At 72.8% G+C, this 19,879-nt stretch carries 15 protein-coding genes and 1 pseudogene; 6 read left to right on the top strand and 10 right to left on the bottom strand.

The features are described 5' to 3' along the window. Positions 1 to 155: 155 nt before the first annotated feature. Entirely contained in the window at positions 156 to 536 is a 381-nt protein-coding gene (locus tag ACIPXB_RS17310; protein ID WP_401450297.1) for a hypothetical protein, read from the top strand. Positions 537 to 655: 119 nt separating this feature from the next. Further along, a complete protein-coding gene (locus ACIPXB_RS17305; protein ID WP_401450295.1) occupies positions 656 to 2,089 on the top strand; it encodes a S28 family serine protease in 1,434 nt (477 codons plus the stop codon). 115 nt (positions 2,090 to 2,204) lie between these two features. Here the strand turns inward: ACIPXB_RS17305 and ACIPXB_RS17300 are convergent, their stop codons facing one another. Both ACIPXB_RS17300 and ACIPXB_RS17295 read right to left on the bottom strand, forming a co-directional pair. Continuing rightward, the gene (locus tag ACIPXB_RS17300; protein WP_401450292.1) at positions 2,205 to 4,001 is read right to left on the bottom strand and encodes a glycoside hydrolase family 3 protein; all 1,797 of its coding nucleotides are present in this window, start codon (positions 3,999 to 4,001) and stop codon (positions 2,205 to 2,207) included. Between the two features lie 9 nt (positions 4,002 to 4,010). Next, the gene (locus ACIPXB_RS17295; protein WP_401450290.1) at positions 4,011 to 4,961 is read right to left on the bottom strand and encodes a LysR family transcriptional regulator; all 951 of its coding nucleotides are present in this window, start codon (positions 4,959 to 4,961) and stop codon (positions 4,011 to 4,013) included. Between the two features lie 82 nt (positions 4,962 to 5,043). On the opposite strand from ACIPXB_RS17295, the gene ACIPXB_RS17290 reads away from it, so the two are divergent. Further along, positions 5,044 to 6,024, top strand: a complete 981-nt coding sequence (locus ACIPXB_RS17290) for an EamA family transporter (RefSeq protein WP_401450287.1) — start codon at positions 5,044 to 5,046, stop codon at positions 6,022 to 6,024. On the opposite strand, the pseudogene ACIPXB_RS17285 reads toward ACIPXB_RS17290, so the two are convergent. Together ACIPXB_RS17285 and ACIPXB_RS17280 are read right to left on the bottom strand one after the other, a co-directional pair. Continuing rightward, a pseudogene (locus ACIPXB_RS17285) lies at positions 5,930 to 6,433 on the bottom strand (GNAT family N-acetyltransferase); the annotation flags it as partial. The gene ACIPXB_RS17290 and the pseudogene ACIPXB_RS17285 sit on opposite strands and share 95 nt — an antisense overlap. A gap of 96 nt (positions 6,434 to 6,529) precedes the next feature. After that, positions 6,530 to 7,069: a DUF937 domain-containing protein gene (locus ACIPXB_RS17280; RefSeq protein WP_401450286.1), complete on the bottom strand. Its 540-nt coding sequence runs from the start codon at positions 7,067 to 7,069 to the stop codon at positions 6,530 to 6,532. 290 nt (positions 7,070 to 7,359) lie between these two features. Between ACIPXB_RS17280 and ACIPXB_RS17275 the strand changes: the two genes are divergently transcribed. Together ACIPXB_RS17275 and ACIPXB_RS17270 are read left to right on the top strand one after the other, a co-directional pair. After that, positions 7,360 to 9,603 (top strand): ATP-dependent RecD-like DNA helicase, encoded by a 2,244-nt coding sequence (locus ACIPXB_RS17275; RefSeq protein WP_401450284.1) that lies wholly within the window; start codon positions 7,360 to 7,362, stop codon positions 9,601 to 9,603. Positions 9,604 to 9,785: 182 nt separating this feature from the next. Then, positions 9,786 to 11,075, top strand: coding sequence for a citrate synthase (locus tag ACIPXB_RS17270; RefSeq protein ID WP_401450783.1), 1,290 nt, complete (start codon positions 9,786 to 9,788; stop codon positions 11,073 to 11,075). 341 nt (positions 11,076 to 11,416) lie between these two features. On the opposite strand, the gene ACIPXB_RS17265 is transcribed toward ACIPXB_RS17270, so the two are convergent. The 3 genes from ACIPXB_RS17265 to ACIPXB_RS17255 form a co-directional block, all read right to left on the bottom strand. Then, positions 11,417 to 13,705 carry a heavy metal translocating P-type ATPase gene (locus tag ACIPXB_RS17265; RefSeq protein ID WP_401450281.1) on the bottom strand — a complete coding sequence of 763 codons (2,289 nt, stop codon included), beginning with the start codon at positions 13,703 to 13,705 and terminating at the stop codon, positions 11,417 to 11,419. A 92-nt stretch (positions 13,706 to 13,797) separates the two neighbouring features. Further along, on the bottom strand, positions 13,798 to 14,031 hold the full coding sequence (locus tag ACIPXB_RS17260; RefSeq protein WP_401450278.1) for a heavy-metal-associated domain-containing protein: 234 nt from the start codon (positions 14,029 to 14,031) through the stop codon (positions 13,798 to 13,800). A gap of 102 nt (positions 14,032 to 14,133) precedes the next feature. Then, complete coding sequence (locus ACIPXB_RS17255; protein WP_401450780.1) at positions 14,134 to 14,802, bottom strand: TetR/AcrR family transcriptional regulator; 669 nt, start codon at positions 14,800 to 14,802, stop codon at positions 14,134 to 14,136. A gap of 229 nt (positions 14,803 to 15,031) precedes the next feature. Between ACIPXB_RS17255 and ACIPXB_RS17250 the strand changes: the two genes are divergently transcribed. Then, a complete protein-coding gene (locus tag ACIPXB_RS17250) occupies positions 15,032 to 17,386 on the top strand; it encodes an MMPL family transporter (protein ID WP_401450275.1) in 2,355 nt (784 codons plus the stop codon). Between the two features lie 26 nt (positions 17,387 to 17,412). Here the strand turns inward: ACIPXB_RS17250 and ACIPXB_RS17245 are convergent, their stop codons facing one another. From ACIPXB_RS17245 to ACIPXB_RS17235, 3 genes are all read right to left on the bottom strand, one after another. Then, positions 17,413 to 17,613, bottom strand: coding sequence for a helix-turn-helix transcriptional regulator (locus ACIPXB_RS17245; protein WP_401450272.1), 201 nt, complete (start codon positions 17,611 to 17,613; stop codon positions 17,413 to 17,415). 217 nt (positions 17,614 to 17,830) lie between these two features. Beyond that, positions 17,831 to 18,844, bottom strand: coding sequence for a Gfo/Idh/MocA family protein (locus ACIPXB_RS17240; RefSeq protein ID WP_401450269.1), 1,014 nt, complete (start codon positions 18,842 to 18,844; stop codon positions 17,831 to 17,833). A gap of 78 nt (positions 18,845 to 18,922) precedes the next feature. Then, positions 18,923 to 19,834 (bottom strand): sugar phosphate isomerase/epimerase family protein, encoded by a 912-nt coding sequence (locus ACIPXB_RS17235; protein ID WP_401450267.1) that lies wholly within the window; start codon positions 19,832 to 19,834, stop codon positions 18,923 to 18,925. Positions 19,835 to 19,879 lie beyond the last annotated feature (45 nt).

Below are 19,879 nucleotides of genomic sequence, written 5' to 3'. Positions count from 1 at the left end.
ACGGTGTTCGTACGACCGACAGCGGGGGAATCGTGGTGCACAGGTGCGGGAGGGCGGGCCGGCGGGCGGGCCGATGGGCGGACCGATGGGCGGACCGATGGGCGGGCCGGTGGGCTGGTCGGCGGCCCGGCCGGCGCGCGGGCCGGTTCCTCGGGGTGTGCGCGGCCGGCCTGGCCCTGGCCCTGGTGGGCCTGCTGACGGCACCGTCGGCCCAGGCCGCGCGCCGCGGCTGCGAGGGCCGGCTGGTGCACACCATGACCGTCTCCGCCGGTGAGGTGCGGCTGTACAAGACCCGGACCCACGCCTGTGCAGTGACGATTGCGCACCGGCCGCTCCCGCGCGGCCAGCTGGGCGTGAGCATCCAGCCGCGCGGTGGCGTGCCCGTCCAGGCCTCGGCCGGGTTCCGCGCGGACGGCCGCCGGCGCCCCGTCGGGCGGTTCGCGGGCCCCGTCACCGTGCACGCGATCAGCCGCTGCGTGTTCGTGCGGGGGCACGTGGGGGCGGAGCCGGTCTCCTCGGGCTGGGTCCTGTGCTGATCCCCGCAGGGCGCCCCTGACCGGTTGTGTGGCCGATTTCCGGCCCAACTTCCTCTGTTCACCAGCGTGTTGGCACCGCTAGGTTCACGGCGACCGCAGTGAACTCCAGGGGAGGGTGCATGCGCAAGGCGTTCAGATGGCTGCTGGCGCTCGTGGTGCTCATCGGCACCATGGGCGCGGCAGGTGCGTCGGCACAGGCGGCTACCGCCGCCGGTCCCGCCGCCGGCCCGGACATCAAGGACCAGATCCTCGCCGTTCCGGGGATGAGCCTGATCGAGGAGAAGCCGTACACCGGCTACCGGTTCTTCGTACTGAACTACGAGCAGCCGGTCGACCACCGGCAGCCGTGGAAGGGCACCTTCCGGCAGCGGCTCACCCTGCTGCACAAGGACACGTCCCGGCCCACGGTGTTCTTCACCTCCGGCTACAACGTCAACACCAACCCGCGCCGCAGCGAGCCGACGACCATCGTCGACGGCAACCAGGTGTCCCTGGAGTACCGGTTCTTCACGCCCTCGCGGCCCGATCCGGCCAACTGGGCCCACCTCGACATCTGGCAGGCCGCCAGCGACCAGCACCGCCTCTTCACCGCCCTGAAGCAGATCTACCCCGCGAACTGGCTGGCCACCGGCGGCAGCAAGGGCGGCATGACGGCCACCTACTACGAGCGCTTCTACCCGGACGACATGGACGGGGTCGTCGCGTACGTCGCGCCCAACGACGTCGTCAACCAGGAGGACTCGGCGTACGACCGGTTCTTCAAGAAGGTCGGCACCAAGGAGTGCCGCGACAAGCTGAACGCGGTGCAGCGCGAGGCGCTGGTGCGCCGTGAACCGCTGGAGGCCAGGTACGCGGCCTACGCGGCCGACAATGGCTACACCTTCACCACCGTCGGCGACCTGGACAGGGCCTACGAGGCGGTCGTCCTGGACTACGTGTGGGCCTTCTGGCAGTACAGCCTGGTCGCCGACTGCGGTTCGATCCCGGTCGCCGCGACCGCGACCGACCAGCAGATCTGGGACTCGGTCGACGCGATCTCCGGCTTCTCCGCCTACACCGACCAGGGGCTCGCGACGTACACGCCGTACTACTACCAGGCGGGCACCCAGCTCGGCGCGCCCGACATCAAGCAGCCGCACCTGGGCGACCTGAGCCGCTACGGCTACCAGCCGCCGCGCAACTTCGTGCCCCGCGACATCCCCATGACCTTCCAGCCGTGGGCCATGGCCGACGTGGACCGGTGGGTCCGTGACAACGCCGACCGGATGCTGTTCGTGTACGGGCAGAACGACCCGTGGGGCGCCGAGCCGTTCCGGATCGGCTACAACGCCCGCGACAGCTACGTGATGACCGCGCCGGGCGCCAACCACGGGGCGAACGTCGCCAGGCTGATGGAGGGCGAGAGGGCACTGGCCACCGCGAAGATCCAGCAGTGGGCGGGGGTCGCCCCGGCGGCCGCCCGGCTGGACCCGGCCGGGGCGGCGCCGCTGGCGGCGCCGGACGCCGTCCTGGACCAGCAGGACCTCAGGCAGGAGCGGCAACTGCGGCCGTAGTCCCGGCGTTCCTGCCCCCCCCGGGCCCCCGCGCGCCGCGCACGGCGACGGGGGCCCGGCGGGGCCCGCCTTGCAGCAGGGCGGTGAGACCGTCCTGGAGCCCGGCCGAGGCCGCTCAGTAGTCCAGGCCGTGGTCCAGCGCGTAGCGCCCCGGGACCGGGACGGGGAGGCGGCCCGTGGGGCGGACCGTGCCCGTCAGGACCCGGGCCGCCGCCCGCATCTCCACGTCCGTCCAGGCGTACGTCGCCACCTCGGCCGCGCACACCGGCAGCCGGGCCGGGTCGTACGGGTTGCGCACGGCCACGACCACCACCGGGACGCCGGTCGCGACCAGGTCCGCCACCAGCGTGCGCTGCGGACTCGCGCCCTCCGGGACGTTGTACGTGCACACGAGCACCGCCTCGCAGTCCGGCGCCGCGGCCACCGCCCGGCCCGGCGGCACGGCCGTCGCCGCGCAGCCCAGTGCCGCGAGTTCCCGGGCCAGGACGGCCGTCGGCGGCCCCGTCGTGCCGCTGGGGGAGACCGGGTCGGCTCCGGTGACCAGCAGCTTCGGGCTCCCGGACGGGTCCAGCGGCAGCAGCCCCAGCGGGTTGGCCAGCACGGTGGTGGTGCCGGCCGCGATCTCGTCGGCGGCGGCCAGGTGCTGCGGGGTCCCGACGGTGGCCGCGACCCGTTCCGCCGTCGTGGAGGCGTCCTCGAACAGGCCCCGGCGGGCCTTCAGCAGCAGGATCCGCGTCACCGATTCCTCGATCCGCCGCTCCGTCAGCTCCCCCGACCGCACCGCCGCCAGCACGCTGCGGTACGCCAGCGGCAGGTCCGGCGGGTTCAGCAGCTGGTCGCAGCCGGCCAGCAGCGCCAGCACCGGCACCCGGTCGTCCCCGTACTTCTGGCGTACGCCGGCCATGTCGAGCGCGTCGGTGACCACCACCCCGCGGAAGCCCAGCCGTTCGCGCAGCACGCCCGTGATGACCGGCCGCGACAGGGTGGCGGGGTCCCCGGACGGATCCAGCGCGGGGACGACCATGTGGGCGGTCATGACGACGTCGACGCCCGCCTCGACCGCCGCCCGGAAGGGCGGCTCGTCCAGCTCCTCCCACTGCGCGCGGCTGTGCCGCATCACCGGCAGCCCGACGTGGCTGTCGGTCTCGGTGTCCCCGTGCCCGGGGAAGTGCTTGGCCGTGGCGGCGATCCCGGCCCCCTGATAGCCCGCCACCTGGGCCGCCACCAGCGCGGCGACGGCCCGCGGGTCGGAGCCGAAGGACCGGACGCCGATCACGGGGTTCGCCGGGTTCACGTTCACGTCGGCGACCGGCGCGTAGTCCTGCCGGATGCCCATGGCCGCCAGCTCCGCGCCCGCGATCCGCGCGGCCCGGCCGGCGGCGGCCGTGGACCCGGCGCCGCGGGCCTGCGCGCCCAGCGCCATCGCGCCGGGGAACAGGGTGGCCGGCTTGCCGATCCGGGCGATGATCCCGTGCTCCTGGTCGGTGGAGAGCAGCAGCGGGATCCCGGCGCCGGCGCTCGCGGCCGCCCGCTGGAGCCCGTTGGACAGCTCGGCGATCTGGAGCGGGGAGCGGGTGTTGTGGGCCCAGGCGAAGTAGATGATCCCGCCGAGGTGGTAGCGGCCGATGAGCTCGGCGGCCGTGCGGACCCCGAAGTGGGTCAGGTTCGACTGCGCGTCGGCCGGGTCCGGAGCGGTCGCCGCATGCCCGTACACCCGGCTGACGAAGAGCTGCCCGACCTTCTCCTCCAGGCTCATCCGGGCCACCAGGTCCCGGGTGCGGGACCGCGCGTCCGGGGGGTGCGCGGAGCCGTGCACATGGTGCCGCAGGGCCGCGGCGGAGGCGCCGACGGCCGATACGGCGGCCACGGCGGCCGCGGTCAGCAGGGTGCGGCGGGATGCGGGAGTCGGCATCCGGGCACGCTACTGCGCGCCGCCCGCCGCGGCTCCGGGGACACTCGCCGGGTCCCCCGTACGAGGCTGCGGCCAGTGCGCCCGGAGGATACGGACGGCCTCGGTGATCGCCGGCCGGCGGGCGGCGCCGGTGCGCCACAGGGCGTACAGGCGGCGTACGGGCGCCGGTTCGAGGCGTACGGCGGTCACCCCCGGCGGCAGCGCGCCGGTGCCCAGCCGCGGTACGACCGCCACCCCGAGCCCGGCCGCGACCAGGGCGACGATCGTGTGGTTCTCCTCGGCGACGTGCGCGATGTCGGGTTCGTGGCCGGCGGCGCGCAGGGTGCGCATCAGCCAGTCGTGGCAGACCCGCCCGGGCGGCTGGCACACCCAGCGCTGGCCGCCCAGGTCCGCGCGGCGGACGACCGGCCGGGCGGTGAAGGGGTGCCCGGCGGGGACCAGGAGGTCGCACAGGTCGTCGCCGATGACGGCCTGTTCGATGCCCTCGGGGGCCGGCAGCGGGGCGATGTCCCAGTCGTGGGCGACGGCGAGGTCGGTGACGCCCTTGGCCACGAGGTCCACCGACAGGTGCGGGTCCACCTCGGTCAGCCGGACGTCCAGCGCGGGGTGCTCGCGGGCCAGCTCCGCCAGGACGCCGGGCAGCAGTCCGCGGGCGGCGGAGGCGAACGCGGCCACCGTCAGCAGCCCGCTGGGCCGCCCGCGCCGCTCCTCCAGGGTGGTCTCGGCCCGCTCCACGATCGCCAGCAACTCCTGGGCGGCCCCGGCGAGGTGGCGGGCCTCCTCGGTGAGCTGGACCCCGCGCCCGCGCCGCTCCAGCAACGTGGTGCGGGTCTCGCGTTCCAGCTTGGCGATCTGCTGGGAGACGGCCGAGGGGGTGTAGCCGAGGGCGGCCGCCGCGCCCGCGACCGAACCGTGGACGGCGACGGCGTGCAGAGCGCGCAGCCGGGACAGGTCGAGCATGGCCCAATCGTAAGCACCGCTTCATCCAACACGGAAGAGATCCGCGCTGGTGCTACATGGTCGGCGGGCCGATGCTCGGAGCATGCGTCCCGCACACACCGCACTCGCCGTTCTCGTCGCCGCCGTCTGGGGCGTCAACTTCGTCGTCATCGAGATCGGGCTCGACCACTTCCCGCCGCTGCTGCTGTCCGCCCTGCGCTTCCTGGTCGCGGCCCTGCCCGCGGTGTTCTTCGTCGGACGGCCCAAGGTGGCCTGGAAGTGGATCATCGGGGTGGGGCTCGCCCTCGGGGTCGCCAAGTTCGGACTGCTGTTCACCGGCATGGCCGCAGGCATGCCGGCCGGACTGTCCTCGCTGGTGCTCCAGGTCCAGGCCGTCTTCACGGCCCTGTTCGCGGCGTGGGCGCTGCGCGAGCGCCCCGGTCCGGTCCGGCTGGCGGGCATGGCGCTGGCGCTCGCCGGGATCGCGGTGGCCGCCGTGGACGGCGGCGCGTCCGGGCCGGTGCTCGGCTTCGCCCTGGTGGTCGCGGCCGCCGCCTGCTGGGGCGTGTCCAACGTGCTGACCCGCAAGGCCGCCCCGCCCGACGCGCTCAACTTCATGGTGTGGGTGTGCACGGTGCCGGTGGTGCCGCTGCTGCTGCTCTCGCTGGTGCTGGAGGGCCCCGAGCGGGACCTGGCCGCGCTGCGCGCCCTGGACTGGTCGGGGGCGGCCGTCATCGGCTACGTCGCCTGGGTCTCCACCGTGTTCGGCTTCGCGGCCTGGGGTTATCTGCTGCGCCGTTACCCGGCGTCCTCGGTGGCGCCGTTCAGCCTGCTGGTGCCGGTCTTCGGGATGTCCTCGGCGGCGCTGCTGCTGGGGGAGCAGGTCTCGGGGCTGCGCTGGGTGGCGGCCGTGCTGCTGGTCGGCGGGGTCGCGGTGACCTCGCTGGCACCGGCGCGCGGCGCCCGTACGGCCGACGGGGGCGGCCCGGTCAGCGCGGTGAGTCCTCCTGGAGCGGGAGCCGCCAGTCCTGCCCGGTCAGGCTCGCTCCGAACGAGCGGTGCTGCCGCTCGGCGACCAGGATGAACCCGGCCCGCTGGTAGACCGCGCGGGCGGACTCCAGCACGTCGTTGGTCCACAGCACCAGTTCGCGGTAGCCGACGGAGCGGGCGAACTCCACCACCGCGTCCACGAGGAGGGCGCCGATGCCCAGGCCCCGGACCTCCGGCTCGACCAGCAGCAGCCGCAGCCGGGCGGTGCCCGGCGCGCCCTCCTCGCGTACGCACATCACCGAGCCGACCGGCCGGCCGTCGAGCTCGGCGATCCACACGCGTTCCAGGTACGGGTCGTGGTCCTGTGCGAAGTCGGCGACGACCCGGGCCACCAGGCCCTCGAAGTCGGTGTTCCAGCCGTACTCGGCGGCGTACAGGGCGCCGTGGCGCTGGACGATCCAGCCCAGGCCGCCCGGCTCGGGATCGCGCAGTCGTACGTTCTCCAGGCCCGCCATGGCCGCAGTGTAGGCCGACCGCGGGCGGTCCCGGCACCCGTACCGCCGACTTCCCGCCGCCGGTGGGGGGTTGGCTTCGGGGGGCTATTTCCTGGCGCCGCCGAGGATGTCGCCCAGCAGGTCGCCCAGACCGCCCTGGCCGCCCTGGCCGCCCTGGCCGTTCTGGGCACCCGGGCCGCCCTGGGTCCCCGGGGCGGCGGCGCCCGTCTTGCGGGCGGCCGCGCGCTTGGCGACGACGGCCAGCACCACCGGGATCACCATCTCGATCACGCGGGAGACGGTGGGCGCGGGGATGCCGGTCTTCTTCGCGACGGCCGTGGCCACGGGCTTGCTCACCTTGGCGAGCACCCCGGCGAGCAGCCCGCCGCCCAGCAGCCCGCCGCCGAGCGTGGCGATTCCCTGCGGGGGCGGCTCGGCCGCCGCCGAGAGGGCCTGACGGACCTCTTCGCCGTCGGCGTCGTCGGCGTCGGCCTTCTGCTGGAGGCCGCCGGCCATGGCGCCGACGGTGGTGGCGACGGTGTCGCGGGCACCGGCTTCGTCGGTGCCCAGGAGCGAGGCGATCTCGCCCAGCCTGTCGTCGCCGAGTTCGCCCAGCACGTCGTCCTGGAAGGAGGATTCGCTCATGCCCGGAACGCTAAGGCCCGGGAGGTGTGTCGGCACCTCGGACTCCGCTTTGGTAACAGAAAGATAAAGTCCGGCTCCGGCGTGCAACCGTCCGCGGGGGTCGCGGGTCGTATGGGGCGTCGGTACTTCCGGGAGGGGATCTGGGGGGATCGGGAAGTCCGACGAGGGAGGGGTAACCGTGAGGGGGTCCGGCTGCGAGGCCGGGCCCCCTTCATCGTGCTCCCGCGCCCGTTTCGCGGAGTTGTCCACAGGGCCGACCGGCTGTCGGAGCACGACGGTAACGTCGGGGCATGTCCTTGGAAGGCACAGTCAGTCTCGCGGTGGTCGAAGGGGTCCTGGAGCGGATCACCTACGCCAATGAGGAGAGCGGCTACACCGTCGCGCGCGTCGACACCGGCCGCGGCGCCGGCGATCTCCTGACGGTCGTCGGCTCGCTGCTCGGCGCGCAGCCCGGCGAATCGCTGCGCATGCAGGGCCGCTGGGGCTCCCACCCGCAGTACGGCCGCCAGTTCATGTGCGAGAACTACACGACGGTGCTGCCGGCCACGATCCAGGGCATCCGCCGCTACCTCGGCTCGGGACTGATCAAGGGCATCGGCCCGCGGATCGCCGACCGCATCGTGGAGCACTTCGGCACCGACACCCTCGACGTCATCGAGAGCGAGCCCAAGCGGCTGGTCGAGGTGCCGGGCCTGGGCCCCAAGCGCACCAAGCTGATCGGGGCCGCCTGGGAGGAGCAGAAGGCCATCAAGGAGGTCATGGTCTTCCTCCAGGGCGTCGGCGTCTCCACCTCCATCGCCGTGCGCATCTACAAGAAGTACGCCGACGCCTCCATCTCGGTGGTCAGGAACCAGCCCTACCGGCTCGCCGCCGACGTGTGGGGCATCGGCTTCCTGACCGCCGACCGGATCGCCCAGGCCGTCGGCATCCCGCACGACAGCCCCGAACGGGTCAAGGCCGGGCTGCAGTACGCGCTGTCGCAGTCCACCGACCAGGGGCACTGCTACCTGCCCGAGGAGCGGCTCATCGCCGACGGGGTCAAACTGCTCCAGGTGGACACGGGCCTGGTCATCGAATGCCTGGCGGAGCTCGCCGCCGACCCGGAGGGGGTCGTGCGCGAGCAGGTGCCCGACCCCGACGGCGGCGATCCGGTCACGGCCGTCTACCTGGTGCCCTTCCACCGGGCCGAGCTGTCCCTGACGGGACAGCTGCGGCGGCTGCTGCACGCCGAGGAGGACCGGCTGCCGTCCTTCCAGGACGTGGACTGGGACAAGGCGCTGACCTGGCTGGCCGGCCGGACCGGGGCCGACCTCGCCCGCGAGCAGCGGGACGCGGTGCGGCTGGCGCTGACCCGCAAGGTGGCGGTCCTGACCGGCGGTCCGGGCTGCGGCAAGTCCTTCACGGTGCGCTCCATCGTGGAGCTCGCGCGGGCCAAGAAGGCCAAGGTGGTGCTCGCCGCGCCCACCGGCCGGGCCGCCAAGCGGCTCGCGGAGCTGACGGGTGCCGAGGCGTCCACCGTGCACCGGCTGCTGGAGCTCAAACCGGGCGGGGACGCGGCGTACGACCGCGACCGGCCGCTCGACGCCGACCTGGTGGTCGTCGACGAGGCCTCGATGCTCGACCTGCTGCTGGCGAACAAGCTGGTCAAAGCGGTGGCACCGGGCGCCCACCTGCTGCTGGTCGGGGACGTGGACCAGCTGCCGTCGGTCGGTGCCGGGGAGGTGCTGCGGGACCTGCTGGCCGAGGGCGGGCCGGTGCCCGCCGTCCGGCTCACCCGGATCTTCCGGCAGGCGCAGCAGTCCGGCGTGGTCACCAACGCCCACCGGATCAACACCGGGGTGCCGCCGATCACGGACGGCCTGCCGGACTTCTTCCTCTTCCCCGAGGAGGACACCGAGGCGGCCGGCCGGCTCGCCGTGGACGTCGCCGCCCGGCGTATTCCGGCCAGATTCGGCCTCGACCCGCGCCGGGACGTCCAGGTGCTCGCCCCCATGCACCGCGGGCCGGCCGGTGCCGGAAATCTCAACGGGCTGCTCCAGCAGGCCATCACCCCGGCCCGGCCGGACCTGCCCGAGAAGCGGTTCGGCGGCCGGGTGTTCAGGGTGGGGGACAAGGTCACCCAGATCCGTAACAACTATGACAAGGGTGCCAATGGTGTCTTCAACGGCACCGTGGGCGTGGTCACCGGTCTCGACCTGGTCGAACAGCGCCTGACGGTGCGTACGGAGGAGGACGAGGAGATCGGCTACGACTTCGCGGAGCTCGACGAGCTGGCGCACGCGTACGCCGTCACCATCCACCGTTCCCAGGGGAGTGAATACCCGGCGGTAGTGATCCCGGTCACCACCGGGGCTTGGATGATGCTCCAGCGGAATCTGCTCTACACCGCCGTGACCAGGGCGAAGAAACTGGTCGTGCTGGTCGGGTCCCGCAAGGCACTCGGTCAGGCGGTGCGTACCGTTTCCGCAGGCAGGAGGCACACGGCGGTCGCGGCCAGGCTCTCCGGCCGCATACCGGTGGGAAACATCACCTAGATGATCGATCATTTTGGGTTCCTGCACCGGTGCGGAGGGGGCAGGATGAGCAGGTTGGCGGCACTCAGTGCCGTCAGAAGAACCAAAGGCCGACCCCGAGTGCACTCTCCTGCGCCAAATGGGGGAAGGTAGAGGCAGTCAGGGCACCTCGAAGAAGAGGCACTACGTCGGTGAGGGATGACGTGAGCGACAACTCTGTAGTACTCCGGTACGCGGACGGTGAATACACCTACCCGGTGGTCGAGAGCACCGTAGGCGACAAGGGCTTCGACATCGCGAAGCTGCGGGCCCAGACCGGTCTGGTCACCCTGGACAGCGGCTACGGGAACACCGCGGCCTACAAGTCCGCCATTACCTACCTCGACGGTGAGCAGGGCATCCTGCGCTACCGCGGTTACCCGATCGAGCAGCTGGCGGAGCGCTCGACCTTCATCGAGGTCGCGTACCTGCTGATCAACGGGGAGCTGCCGACCGTCGACCAGCTCGCGTCGTTCCGCAACGAGATCACCCAGCACACGCTGCTGCACGAGGACGTCAAGCGCTTCTACGACGGCTTCCCGCGCGACGCGCACCCGATGGCGATGCTGTCCTCCGTGGTCAGCGCGCTGTCGACGTTCTACCAGGACAGCCACAACCCGTTCGACGAGAAGCAGCGCCACCTCTCGACGATCCGGCTGCTGGCCAAGCTCCCGACGATCGCCGCGTACGCGTACAAGAAGTCGGTCGGCCACCCGGTGGTCTACCCGCGCAACGACCTCGGCTACGTCGAGAACTTCCTGCGCATGACCTTCTCCGTGCCGGCCCAGGAGTACGAGCTCGACCCGGTGGTCGTCTCCGCGCTCGACAAGCTGCTGATCCTGCACGCGGACCACGAGCAGAACTGCTCGACCTCCACCGTGCGTCTGGTCGGTTCCTCGCAGGCGAACATGTTCGCCTCGATCTCCGCCGGCATCAGCGCCCTGTGGGGCCCGCTGCACGGTGGCGCCAACCAGTCGGTGCTGGAGATGCTCGAGGGCATCCAGGCCACCGGCGGCGACGTCGACTCCTTCATCCGCAAGGTGAAGAACAAGGAGGACGGCGTCCGCCTGATGGGCTTCGGGCACCGCGTCTACAAGAGCTTCGACCCCCGGGCGAAGATCATCAAGGCGGCGGCGCACGACGTCCTCTCGCAGCTCGGCAAGAGCGACGAGCTGCTGGACATCGCGCTCAAGCTGGAGGAGCACGCGCTGGCCGACGACTACTTCGTCGAGCGCAACCTCTACCCGAACGTGGACTTCTACACCGGCCTGATCTACCGGGCCATGGGCTTCCCCACCGAGATGTTCACCGTGCTCTTCGCGCTCGGCCGGCTGCCCGGCTGGATCGCCCAGTGGCACGAGATGATCAAGGAGCCGGGTTCCCGCATCGGCCGTCCGCGCCAGATCTACACCGGCGAGGTCCTGCGCGACTTCGTGCCCGTAGAGGCCCGCTGATCCGTCCCGGTCGAGCCCCGCTGAGCGGCTGAGGCCAGCGAAAAGCGCCCCGCCGTCGATCCCCCCACGGGTCGACGGACGGGGCGCTTTCCTTTCCCCGGAACGGATTCCCCCCACGGGACCCGGACCAGGGCGTCGGTGTCTGCCGGGACCCGTACGGATCGGGAAGGCCGCTCAAAGCTTCCCCTCGGGCACGTGCCCCGGCCTGCGGTGCCAGACGTCCCCCAAGACTTCCTGGCATCGACCCATTAGACCCATACCGGCCCCGGATGGTTACGTTCCCATCACTGTGATCTGCGTCTCCTGTGAAGGAGATGTGGATGGATAGAGAAGGTGAACCCCTACCGGAACGACCTCAACCGCAGGCTGTTCGTCACGACGAACACCGATGAGAAGGCCATCGCCGCCCCAGCGATCATCGGGTTGAGCAGTCCGGCGGCCGCCAGGGGCAGCGCCGCCACGTTGTATCCGAAGGCCCAGAACAGGTTGCCCTTGATGGTGGCCAGGGTCCGCCGGGAGAGCCGGATCGCGTCCGCCGCGACCCGCAGGTCGCCGCGGACCAGGGTCAGGTCGCCCGCCTCGATGGCGGCGTCCGTGCCGGTGCCCATGGCCAGCCCCAGATCGGCCCGCGCCAGCGCCGCCGCGTCGTTGACCCCGTCGCCGACCATGGCGACCGTACGGCCCTGCTCCTGCAGGCGGCGTACGACGGCCACCTTGTCCTGCGGGAGCACCTCGGCGATCACCTCGTCGATGCCGACCTCGCGCGCCACGGTCTCGGCCACGGCCCGGTTGTCGCCCGTGAGCAGGACCGGGGTGAGGCCGAGGGCGCGCAGCCGGGCCACCGCCTCGGCGCTGGTCTCCTTGACCGCGTCGGCGACCGTCAGCAGCCCGCGTGCCGTGCCGTCCCAGGCGGCCAGGACCGCCGTGGCGCCGGAGGTCTCGGCGGCCTTCAGAGAGGCCGTCAGGTCCTCGGGAAGGGCGATCCCCGCGTCCGTCAGCAGCCGTTCGCGGCCCACCAGGACGGTGTGCCCGTCGACATGGCCGCGGACGCCGAGGCCGGGGACGTTCTCGAAGCCCTCGGGGACCGGCAGGGCGCCGACCCGCTCGGCGGCGCCGGCGGCCACCGCGCGGGCGACGGGGTGCTCGGAGGCGTGCTCCAGGGAGCCCGCCAGGCGCAGCAGTTCGGCCTCGGTCACGCCCGGTACGGGGTGGACACCGGCGAGGGTCATCCGGCCGGTGGTGACCGTACCGGTCTTGTCGAGGACGACGGTGTCCACGCGCCGGGTGGACTCCAGTACCTCCGGGCCCTTGATCAGGATGCCCAGCTGGGCGCCGCGCCCGGTGCCGACCATCAGCGCGGTCGGTGTGGCCAGCCCCAGGGCGCAGGGGCAGGCGATGATCAGGACGGCCACGGCGGCGGTGAAGGCGGCGGTGGCGTCGTCGGTGGCCAGCAGCCAGACCACCCAGGTGCCCAGGGCCAGGAGCAGGACGACGGGGACGAAGACGGCGGAGATCCGGTCGGCGAGCCGCTGGGCCTCGGCCTTGCCGTTCTGGGCGTCCTCGACCAGCTGGGCCATCCGCGCGAGCTGGGTGTCGGCACCGACCCGGGTGGCCTCGACGACCAGCCGTCCGGACGTGTTGACGGTGGCGCCGGTGACGGTGTCCCCGGCGGTGACGTCGACGGGTACGGACTCGCCGGTCAGCATGGCGGCGTCGACGGCGGAACTGCCCTGGACGACCGTGCCGTCGGTGGCGATCTTCTCGCCGGGGCGTACGACGAAGCGGTCGCCGACGGCCAGCGCGGAGACCGGGATCCGCACCTCGGCGCCGGCCCGCAGGACGGTCACGTCCTTGGCGCCCAGTTCCAGCAGCGCCCGCAGCGCGGCGCCCGCCTTCCGCTTGGCCCGGGCCTCCAGGTAGCGGCCGAGCAGGAGGAAGGTGACGACGCCGGCGGCGACTTCGAGGTAGAGGGCGGAGGAGCCGTCGCCGCGCCGGGTGGTGAGGTCGAAGCCGTGCCGCATGCCGGCCATGCCGGCGTGGCCGAAGAACAGCGCCCACAGGGACCACCCGAACGCGGCCAGGGTGCCGACCGAGACCAGGGTGTCCATGGTGGCGGCGCCGTGCCGGGCGTTGGTCCACGCGGCCCGGTGGAAGGGCAGGCCGCCCCAGACGACGACGGGGGCGGCGAGGGTGAGCGAGAGCCACTGCCAGTTGTCGAACTGCAGGGCGGGGATCATCGCGAGCAGGACGACGGGGGCCGCGAGCACGGCGCTGACCAGCAGCCGTTCGCGCAGCGCGGCCAGTTCGGGGTCGCGCCCGGCCGCGGCGGCCCGGCCGCCGGCCTGCGGCTCCCGCTCCGGGCCGGGCTCGGGGGCGGGGGCCGGGGGCGGGGGTTCCGCGGCGGTGTAGCCGGTGCGGACGACGGTGGCGATGAGGTCGGCGACCTCGACGCCGCCGGCGTAGGACACCTTCGCCTTCTCGGTGGCGTAGTTCACCGAGGCGGTGACCCCGTCCATCCGGTTGAGCTTCTTCTCGATGCGGGCCGCGCAGGAGGCGCAGGTCATCCCGCCGATCGTCAGTTCTACCTCGGCAGCTATGGGTCCGCCGTCGTGCACTGTGCTGCTGCTCATGTCACGTTCCGTCGGGGTGGGCCGGGCCGTACGGGACCAGCGGCGGCTGGCCGGGTGCGGCCCGGCGGGCGAGGAGGGGGCGGGTGCCGGTGCTACGCCTGGCCGGCGAGCTCGTAGCCCGCCTCGTCCACCGCGGCGCGGACGTCGGCCTCGGTGAGCGGGTGCGCGGAGACCACCGTGACCTCGCCGGTGGCGGCGACGGCCTTGACCGAGCTGACGCCGGGCAGCTCCGCGAGCTCGGCGGTCACCGCGCCCTCGCAGTGCCCGCAGGTCATGCCGGTCACCCGGTAGACGGTGGTGGTCTGGGATTCCGTCTCGGCGGTCATCTCGTTCTCCTCTTCGGGAAAGTGTCCGGTCGGCGTCGGGGCGGGGCGCGCAGGGGACACCTGCCGGGCCACCGTCCTCCCGCCACTCCCGACTATATACCCCTAGGGGGTATGGATGCGAGCGTGGCCGGGCGCCAGGGGGGTCGTGGTGGGCGCGGGCTCCATGTAGAGCCGCAGGACCGTCTTCAGTTCGGCGGCGTACGCGTCGCGCTCGGCCCCCTCGCTGGCCAGGATCAGGTCCAGGGACGACTTGAAGATCCCCAGGATCATGAGGGAGACCCGGGTGAGCTCGGCCGGCCCGGCGTCCGGGCGGAAGCGGCGCAGGATCACCTCGATACGGGACACCAGGCCGGCGTGCAGCTCGTCGTGCTCCTGGGTGATGCCGGGAATGCCGGAGCCGTGCATGAGGGCCCAGAAGGCCGGGTTCTCGCAGTTGAAGGCGATCACCGGGTCGAGGACGGCGTCGATCAGCTCCGGGAGCGGCTTGTCGAGGTTCTCCGGAAGGAAGACCTGGCCGTGCATCTCGTGGGCGCGCCGCAGCAGCTGGCCGCCCAGCTCGATGGCGATGGCCTCCTTGTTCGGGAAGAACTGGTACAGCGTGCCGGGTGACACGCCGGCCTCGCGCGCGATCGCGTTGGTGCTGGAGGCGGCGTATCCGCTGCGGCAGAACACGCCCGCCGCGGCGCTCAGGAGCTGCTCGATCCGGCGCTCGCCGCGGGCCTGGCGGCGGCGCGGCGCGGCGGCCGTCTTCGCGGTCTTCGCGGTCTTCACCGCCTTCGCCGTCTTCCGCCCGGTCGCCCGCTCGGCCTGCTGCTCCGTCGTGCGCTCCGGTTCCGGCTCGCGCTCCGGCTGGTCGGTCGTCTCCGACTGCACTTCAACCCCTTGGGTCCTGTGGGTGATTGACAAACACGAGGAACCACTCGCATTCTTGAGAAACGCGAGCAGTAGCTCGTATTTGCCAGTCTAGAGGGCCATGCCGGTCATAGGGGGACACTGCGCCATGCCCGCAGTCAAGAAGACGCTGGACATCAAGCCACCGGGGGGTCGCTGGGCCCGTCTCGTCACCGCCCGGCCGCGGCTGTCGCTGCTGCTCGCCCTGGTCGTCACGGCCCTGGCCGTGTTCGCGGGAGGCGGTGTCGCCGACCGGATGGCCGGCGGCGGCTGGGAGGATCCCGACGCCCGGTCCACGCTCGCCGCCGAGGCCCTGGAGCGGGAGTTCCCGGACTCCCAGCCCAACCTGCTGCTGCTCGTCGACGCCGGCCGGGCCGACGTGGACGACCCCGCCGTCGCCGCCGAGGCGGAGCGGCTCACCGCCGCGCTCGGCACCGAGCCGGGGATCACCGCCGCGGGGTCGTACTGGCGCACCCGCCTGCCCGCGCTCCGCTCCGAGGACGGGCACCAGGCACTGATCACCGCCCGGGTGCTGGGCGACGAGAAGACCACCGCCGAGGTGCTCGACCGGATAGCCCCCGCCTACCGGGGCACGCAGGGACCGGTGACGGTCTCCCTCGGCGGGCCCGTCGCCGTACAGCGCGAGGTGACCACCACCATCCAGGAGGACCTGCTGCGGGCCGAGCTGATCGCCCTGCCGGTCACCCTGGTGCTGCTCGTCCTCGTCTTCGGCAGCGCGGTGGCGGCCCTGCTGCCGCTCGGCGTCGGCATCGTCGCGATCCTCGGCACCAACGCGGTGCTGCGCGTGCTCACCGAGTTCACCGACGTCTCGGTGTTCGCCCAGAACCTCACCACCGCCCTGGGGCTCGGTCTCGCCATCGACTACGCGCTGTTCATCGTGCGCCGCTTCCGCGAGGAGAGCGCCGCCGGGCGGGATCCGGTGACGGCGGTCGGGATCACCCTGCGCACCGCCGGGCGCACCGTGCTCTTCTCGGCGCTCACCGTCGCGGTCGCGCTCTCGGCGATGCTCTTCTTCCCGATGTACTTCCTGCGCTCCTTCGCGTACGCCGGGATGGCGGTCGTCCTGATCGCGGCGGCCGCGGCGCTGATCCTGCTCCCGGCCGCGCTGGTGCTCCTCGGGGACCGGGTCGACGCGCTGGACCTGCGGCGGCTGTGGCGGCGGGGCGGACGGCCGGCCGAGGGGGCGGTCGCCGGGGGCGAGCGGACCGGCGCGGTGGAGCCCGGGCGGGGCTGGGCGCGCTCGGCGACGCTGGTGATGCGCCGGGCCCCGCTGTTCGCCGTGGCCACGACGGCCGGTCTGCTGCTGCTCGGACTGCCCTTCCTCGGGGTGAAGTTCGGCACGGTCGACGACCGGCAGCTGCCGAGCACGGCAGAGTCGCATGTGGTCCAGCAGCAGATCCGGGACGGCTTCCCCGGCAGCCCCGGTGCCGCCCTGGTGGTGCTCGCCGAGGGCCCGGCGACCGAGGCGGAGTACGGCGCGTACCGCGACCGGCTCCGGGCGCTGGACGGCGTGGTCCGCGTCGACGGCCCGGTGACCGCGCGGCAGCCGGGGACGTACGCGTACTTCAGCGTCCTCGGCGAGGGCGAGGCCGTGGGTCAGCGGGCCCAGGACCTGGTCGGCGAGGTGCGCGCGGTGGACGCCCCGTTCCGCACGGCGGTGACCGGGCAGGCGGCGCAACTGGTCGACGCGCAGGACGCGATAGCCGAGCAGCTGCCCCGGGCCCTGGCGCTGATCGTGGTCGCGACCCTCGTCCTGGTCTTCCTGCTCACCGGGAGTGTGCTCATACCCCTCCAGGCGGTGCTGCTCAACGCGCTGAGCCTGACCGCGATGTTCGGCGCGGTGGTGTGGGTCTTCCAGGACGGCAACCTCTCGGGCCTGCTCTCCTTCACCGCCACCGGAGACATCGAGACCACCCTGCCGGTGCTGATGTTCTGTATCGCCTTCGGACTCTCCATGGACTACGGGGTGTTCCTCATATCCCGCATCAAGGAGGAGTACGACCGCACCGGCGACCACGAGGGGGCGGTGCGGACCGGGCTGGCCCGCACCGGCGGACTGATCACCGCGGCGGCCGTGATCCTGGCGGTGGTGATGGTGGCCATCGGCACCTCGCGGGTCACCAACACCAAGATGCTCGGGCTGGGCATCGCCCTGGCAGTGCTGATGGACGCGATGGTCGTGCGCAGCCTGCTCGTCCCGGCCGTGATGAAGCTGACCGGGCGGGCCACCTGGTGGGCACCCGGTCCGCTGCGCCGGCTGCATGACCGGTTCGGGCTGAGCGAGGGCGAGTCGGCCACCGCGGCGGCCGCGCCGCCGGCCACGGCACCGGCCGCGGCCCCCGCCCCCGCCGGGACGGAACCGAAGCCGAAGCCGAAGCCGGGTCCGGACCCGGGTCCGGACCCGGACCCGGACCCGGGGAAGGTGACGGCCGGCAGCCGTTAGGGCGGCCCGCGGGGGCCGCCGCGGGGTCAGTCCTCGCGGCGGCCGCGGTTGCCCGGGCGGCGGGCCACCCAGGCGCGGACGGTGTCGGCGTACCAGTAGGGCTTGCCGCCCTCCACATGGTCGGGCGGGGGCAGCAGTCCGTGCTTGCGATAGGAGCGGACCGTGTCCGGCTGTACCCGGATGTGGGCGGCGATCTCCTTGTACGACCACAGCTTTCGGTCGGTCATGGCACACCTCCTGTGTCCACGCCCCAGGGGCGGCCGGGAGGCCGTCGGGGGAGCCGGGGCGTGGGCGCTGACGCTGACGATCAGTCGAGTTGTGCCCGGAGAACGACGCTCGGTGAAGGCGGGGGAGGAGCTGTTGAACGCCTGTGACGGAAAACCCGCGTGATGCGGACACATGTCACAGACGGCGAACTTCTGTGACGGATGTGGCACACGGCCGTCAGCGGTACAGGGGCGGCCGTTCCACCAGGTCCACCGGGGTCCGGGTGCCGGTGCGCCCGGCCGTGAGGCCCGCCTCGGAGACCGCGGCCGCCGCGTAGCCGTCCCACGCGTCGGGCCCCTCGACGCGCCCGCGCAGGGTCGCCGCGACCCAGCGGCGCAGCTGGCGGTCGTACGCGTCGGCGAACCGGACCGTGTAGTCCTGCACGATCTCCCCGCCCCAGCGGCCCGCGGACTGCACGACCATCGCGGCGCCGTCCCCGATGCGGGCGCTGCCCCGCTCGCCGACCGCCTCGCAGGTCACCTGGTAGCCGAAGCCGCAGTTGACGAAGATCTCCACGTCGACCAGGGCCCCGCCGGAGGTCTCCAGCAGCACCAGCTGGGGATCGCGCAGCCCCTCGGGAGCCGCGCCCGACGGCCGCGGCGCCATGACCGACACCGCGGTGATCTCCTGCCCCAGCAGCCAGCGCGCCGCGTCCACCTCGTGCACCACCGAGTCGCTGATCAGCATGTCGCTGGTGAAGAAGGACGGCGAGGACGCGTTGCGGTGGCGGCAGTGCAGGAACAGCGGCCGCCCGATCCCGTCCCCGTCCAGCAGCTCCTTGAGCCGCTCGTACTCGGCGTCGTACCGCCGCATGAACCCCACCTGGATCCGTCGCCGGCCCAGCCGCTGCTCGGCCTCCATCACCCGCAGCGCGCCCGCCGGGTCCGGCGTCAGCGGCTTCTCGCACAGCACCGGCAGATCCCGGGCCAGGGCCAGCCCGATGGCCTCCTCGTGCGCCGGACCGGGTGAAGCGATCAGCACCGCCGCCACCCCGGGTGCGGCGACCGCGGCGGCCGGATCGGTGTGCGCGCTCACCCCGTCCAGGCCCGCCGCCACCTCCTTGACCCGGTCCCCGTCCGGATCGGCCACGGCCACCACCCGGGCGCCGCCGACCGTCCTGCCGATCCGCCGGACGTGGTCGGCGCCCATCCTCCCCGTACCGATGACGGCGATCCCGAGCACACTGCTCATACCGACTCCCCCTTCTCCCCTGGTCCAGATCTTCGCGGTGTGGAACTTCGCGGTGTGGAACGCAGTGGCGCCCGCCCCTCAGGCACCGCACGAGCGCAGGTAGGCCCGGGTCCGCCGGGCGATCGGCAGCGGCCGGTCCGGGGAACAGGGGTACATGTCCTGCTCCACGATGGCGAACAGCTCCACGCCGAGCTTCTGCGCCGCGGTCAGCACCGGCTCCAGCGCGGGCACCCCGGCCGGCGGCTCGCACATCACCCCGCGGGCCACGGCCGGCCCGAAGGGCACCTCCCCGGCGACGACCTCGGCCAGGATCCGCGGATCCACCTGCTTGAGGTGGAGGTAGCCGATCCGCTCGCCGAAGGTCTCGATCAGCTCCACGCTGTCGCCGCCGCAGTAGGCGTAGTGCCCGGTGTCCAGGCAGAGGGAGACCAGGCCGGGATCGGTGGCGTCCAGGAACCGGGCCACGTTCTCGGGGGTGTCGATGTGGGTGTCCGCGTGCGGGTGCACCACGATCCGCAGCCCGTAGCGGTCCTGCACCTCACGTCCCAGCCGCTCGGTCTGCCGGGCGAGTTCGCGCCACTGGCCGGCGTCCAGCGTCCGCTCCTCCAGGACCGCGCCGGTCTTGTCGTCCCGCCAGAAGGAGGGGATGACGACCAGGTGCGCCGCGCCCGCCGCCCGCGTCAGCTCCGCGACCCGCGACACGTGCGCCCAGGTGTCCTCCCACACGGCGGGACCGTGATGGAGTCCGGTGAAGACCGTGCCGGCCGACACCCTCAGCCCGCGCCGCTCCGTCTCCGCGAGCAGCCGGGCCGGGTCGGTGGGCAGATAGCCGTACGGGCCGAGCTCGATCCACGCGTAGCCGGCGTCCGCGACCTCGTCGAGGAAGCGTTCCCAGCCGGTCTGGCGCGGATCCTCCGGGAACCACACACCCCAGGAGTCCGGTGCCGAGCCGATGCGGATACGGGTCAGCGCGGAAGGGGAGGACGTCATAACGGCCACCTTAGGTCGCTTCGTTCGCAGAGACTGGGAGGACTG

The organism is Streptomyces sp. NPDC090022 (assembly GCF_044748145.1).
GTDB lineage: Bacteria > Actinomycetota > Actinomycetes > Streptomycetales > Streptomycetaceae > Streptomyces.
The sequence above is the reverse complement of the archived record's forward strand: the minus strand, read 5'-3'. Positions and strand labels throughout refer to the sequence as shown.

Bases quoted from the DNA above. Each gene is read 5' to 3' on its own strand.
- ACIPXB_RS17280 (WP_401450286.1), bottom strand. From the start codon at position 7,069: ATGAGCGAATCCTCCTTCCAGGACGACGTGCTGGGCGAACTCGGCGAC.
- ACIPXB_RS17295 (WP_401450290.1), bottom strand. From the start codon at position 4,961: ATGCTCGACCTGTCCCGGCTGCGCGCTCTGCACGCCGTCGCCGTCCAC.
- ACIPXB_RS17305 (WP_401450295.1), top strand. From the start codon at position 656: ATGCGCAAGGCGTTCAGATGGCTGCTGGCGCTCGTGGTGCTCATCGGC.
- ACIPXB_RS17290 (WP_401450287.1), top strand. From the start codon at position 5,044: ATGCGTCCCGCACACACCGCACTCGCCGTTCTCGTCGCCGCCGTCTGG.
- ACIPXB_RS17250 (WP_401450275.1), top strand. From the start codon at position 15,032: ATGCCCGCAGTCAAGAAGACGCTGGACATCAAGCCACCGGGGGGTCGC.
- ACIPXB_RS17235 (WP_401450267.1), bottom strand. From the start codon at position 19,834: ATGACGTCCTCCCCTTCCGCGCTGACCCGTATCCGCATCGGCTCGGCA.
- ACIPXB_RS17260 (WP_401450278.1), bottom strand. From the start codon at position 14,031: ATGACCGCCGAGACGGAATCCCAGACCACCACCGTCTACCGGGTGACC.
- ACIPXB_RS17240 (WP_401450269.1), bottom strand. From the start codon at position 18,844: ATGAGCAGTGTGCTCGGGATCGCCGTCATCGGTACGGGGAGGATGGGC.
- ACIPXB_RS17245 (WP_401450272.1), bottom strand. From the start codon at position 17,613: ATGACCGACCGAAAGCTGTGGTCGTACAAGGAGATCGCCGCCCACATC.
- ACIPXB_RS17300 (WP_401450292.1), bottom strand. From the start codon at position 4,001: ATGCCGACTCCCGCATCCCGCCGCACCCTGCTGACCGCGGCCGCCGTG.
- ACIPXB_RS17275 (WP_401450284.1), top strand. From the start codon at position 7,360: ATGTCCTTGGAAGGCACAGTCAGTCTCGCGGTGGTCGAAGGGGTCCTG.
- ACIPXB_RS17265 (WP_401450281.1), bottom strand. From the start codon at position 13,705: ATGAGCAGCAGCACAGTGCACGACGGCGGACCCATAGCTGCCGAGGTA.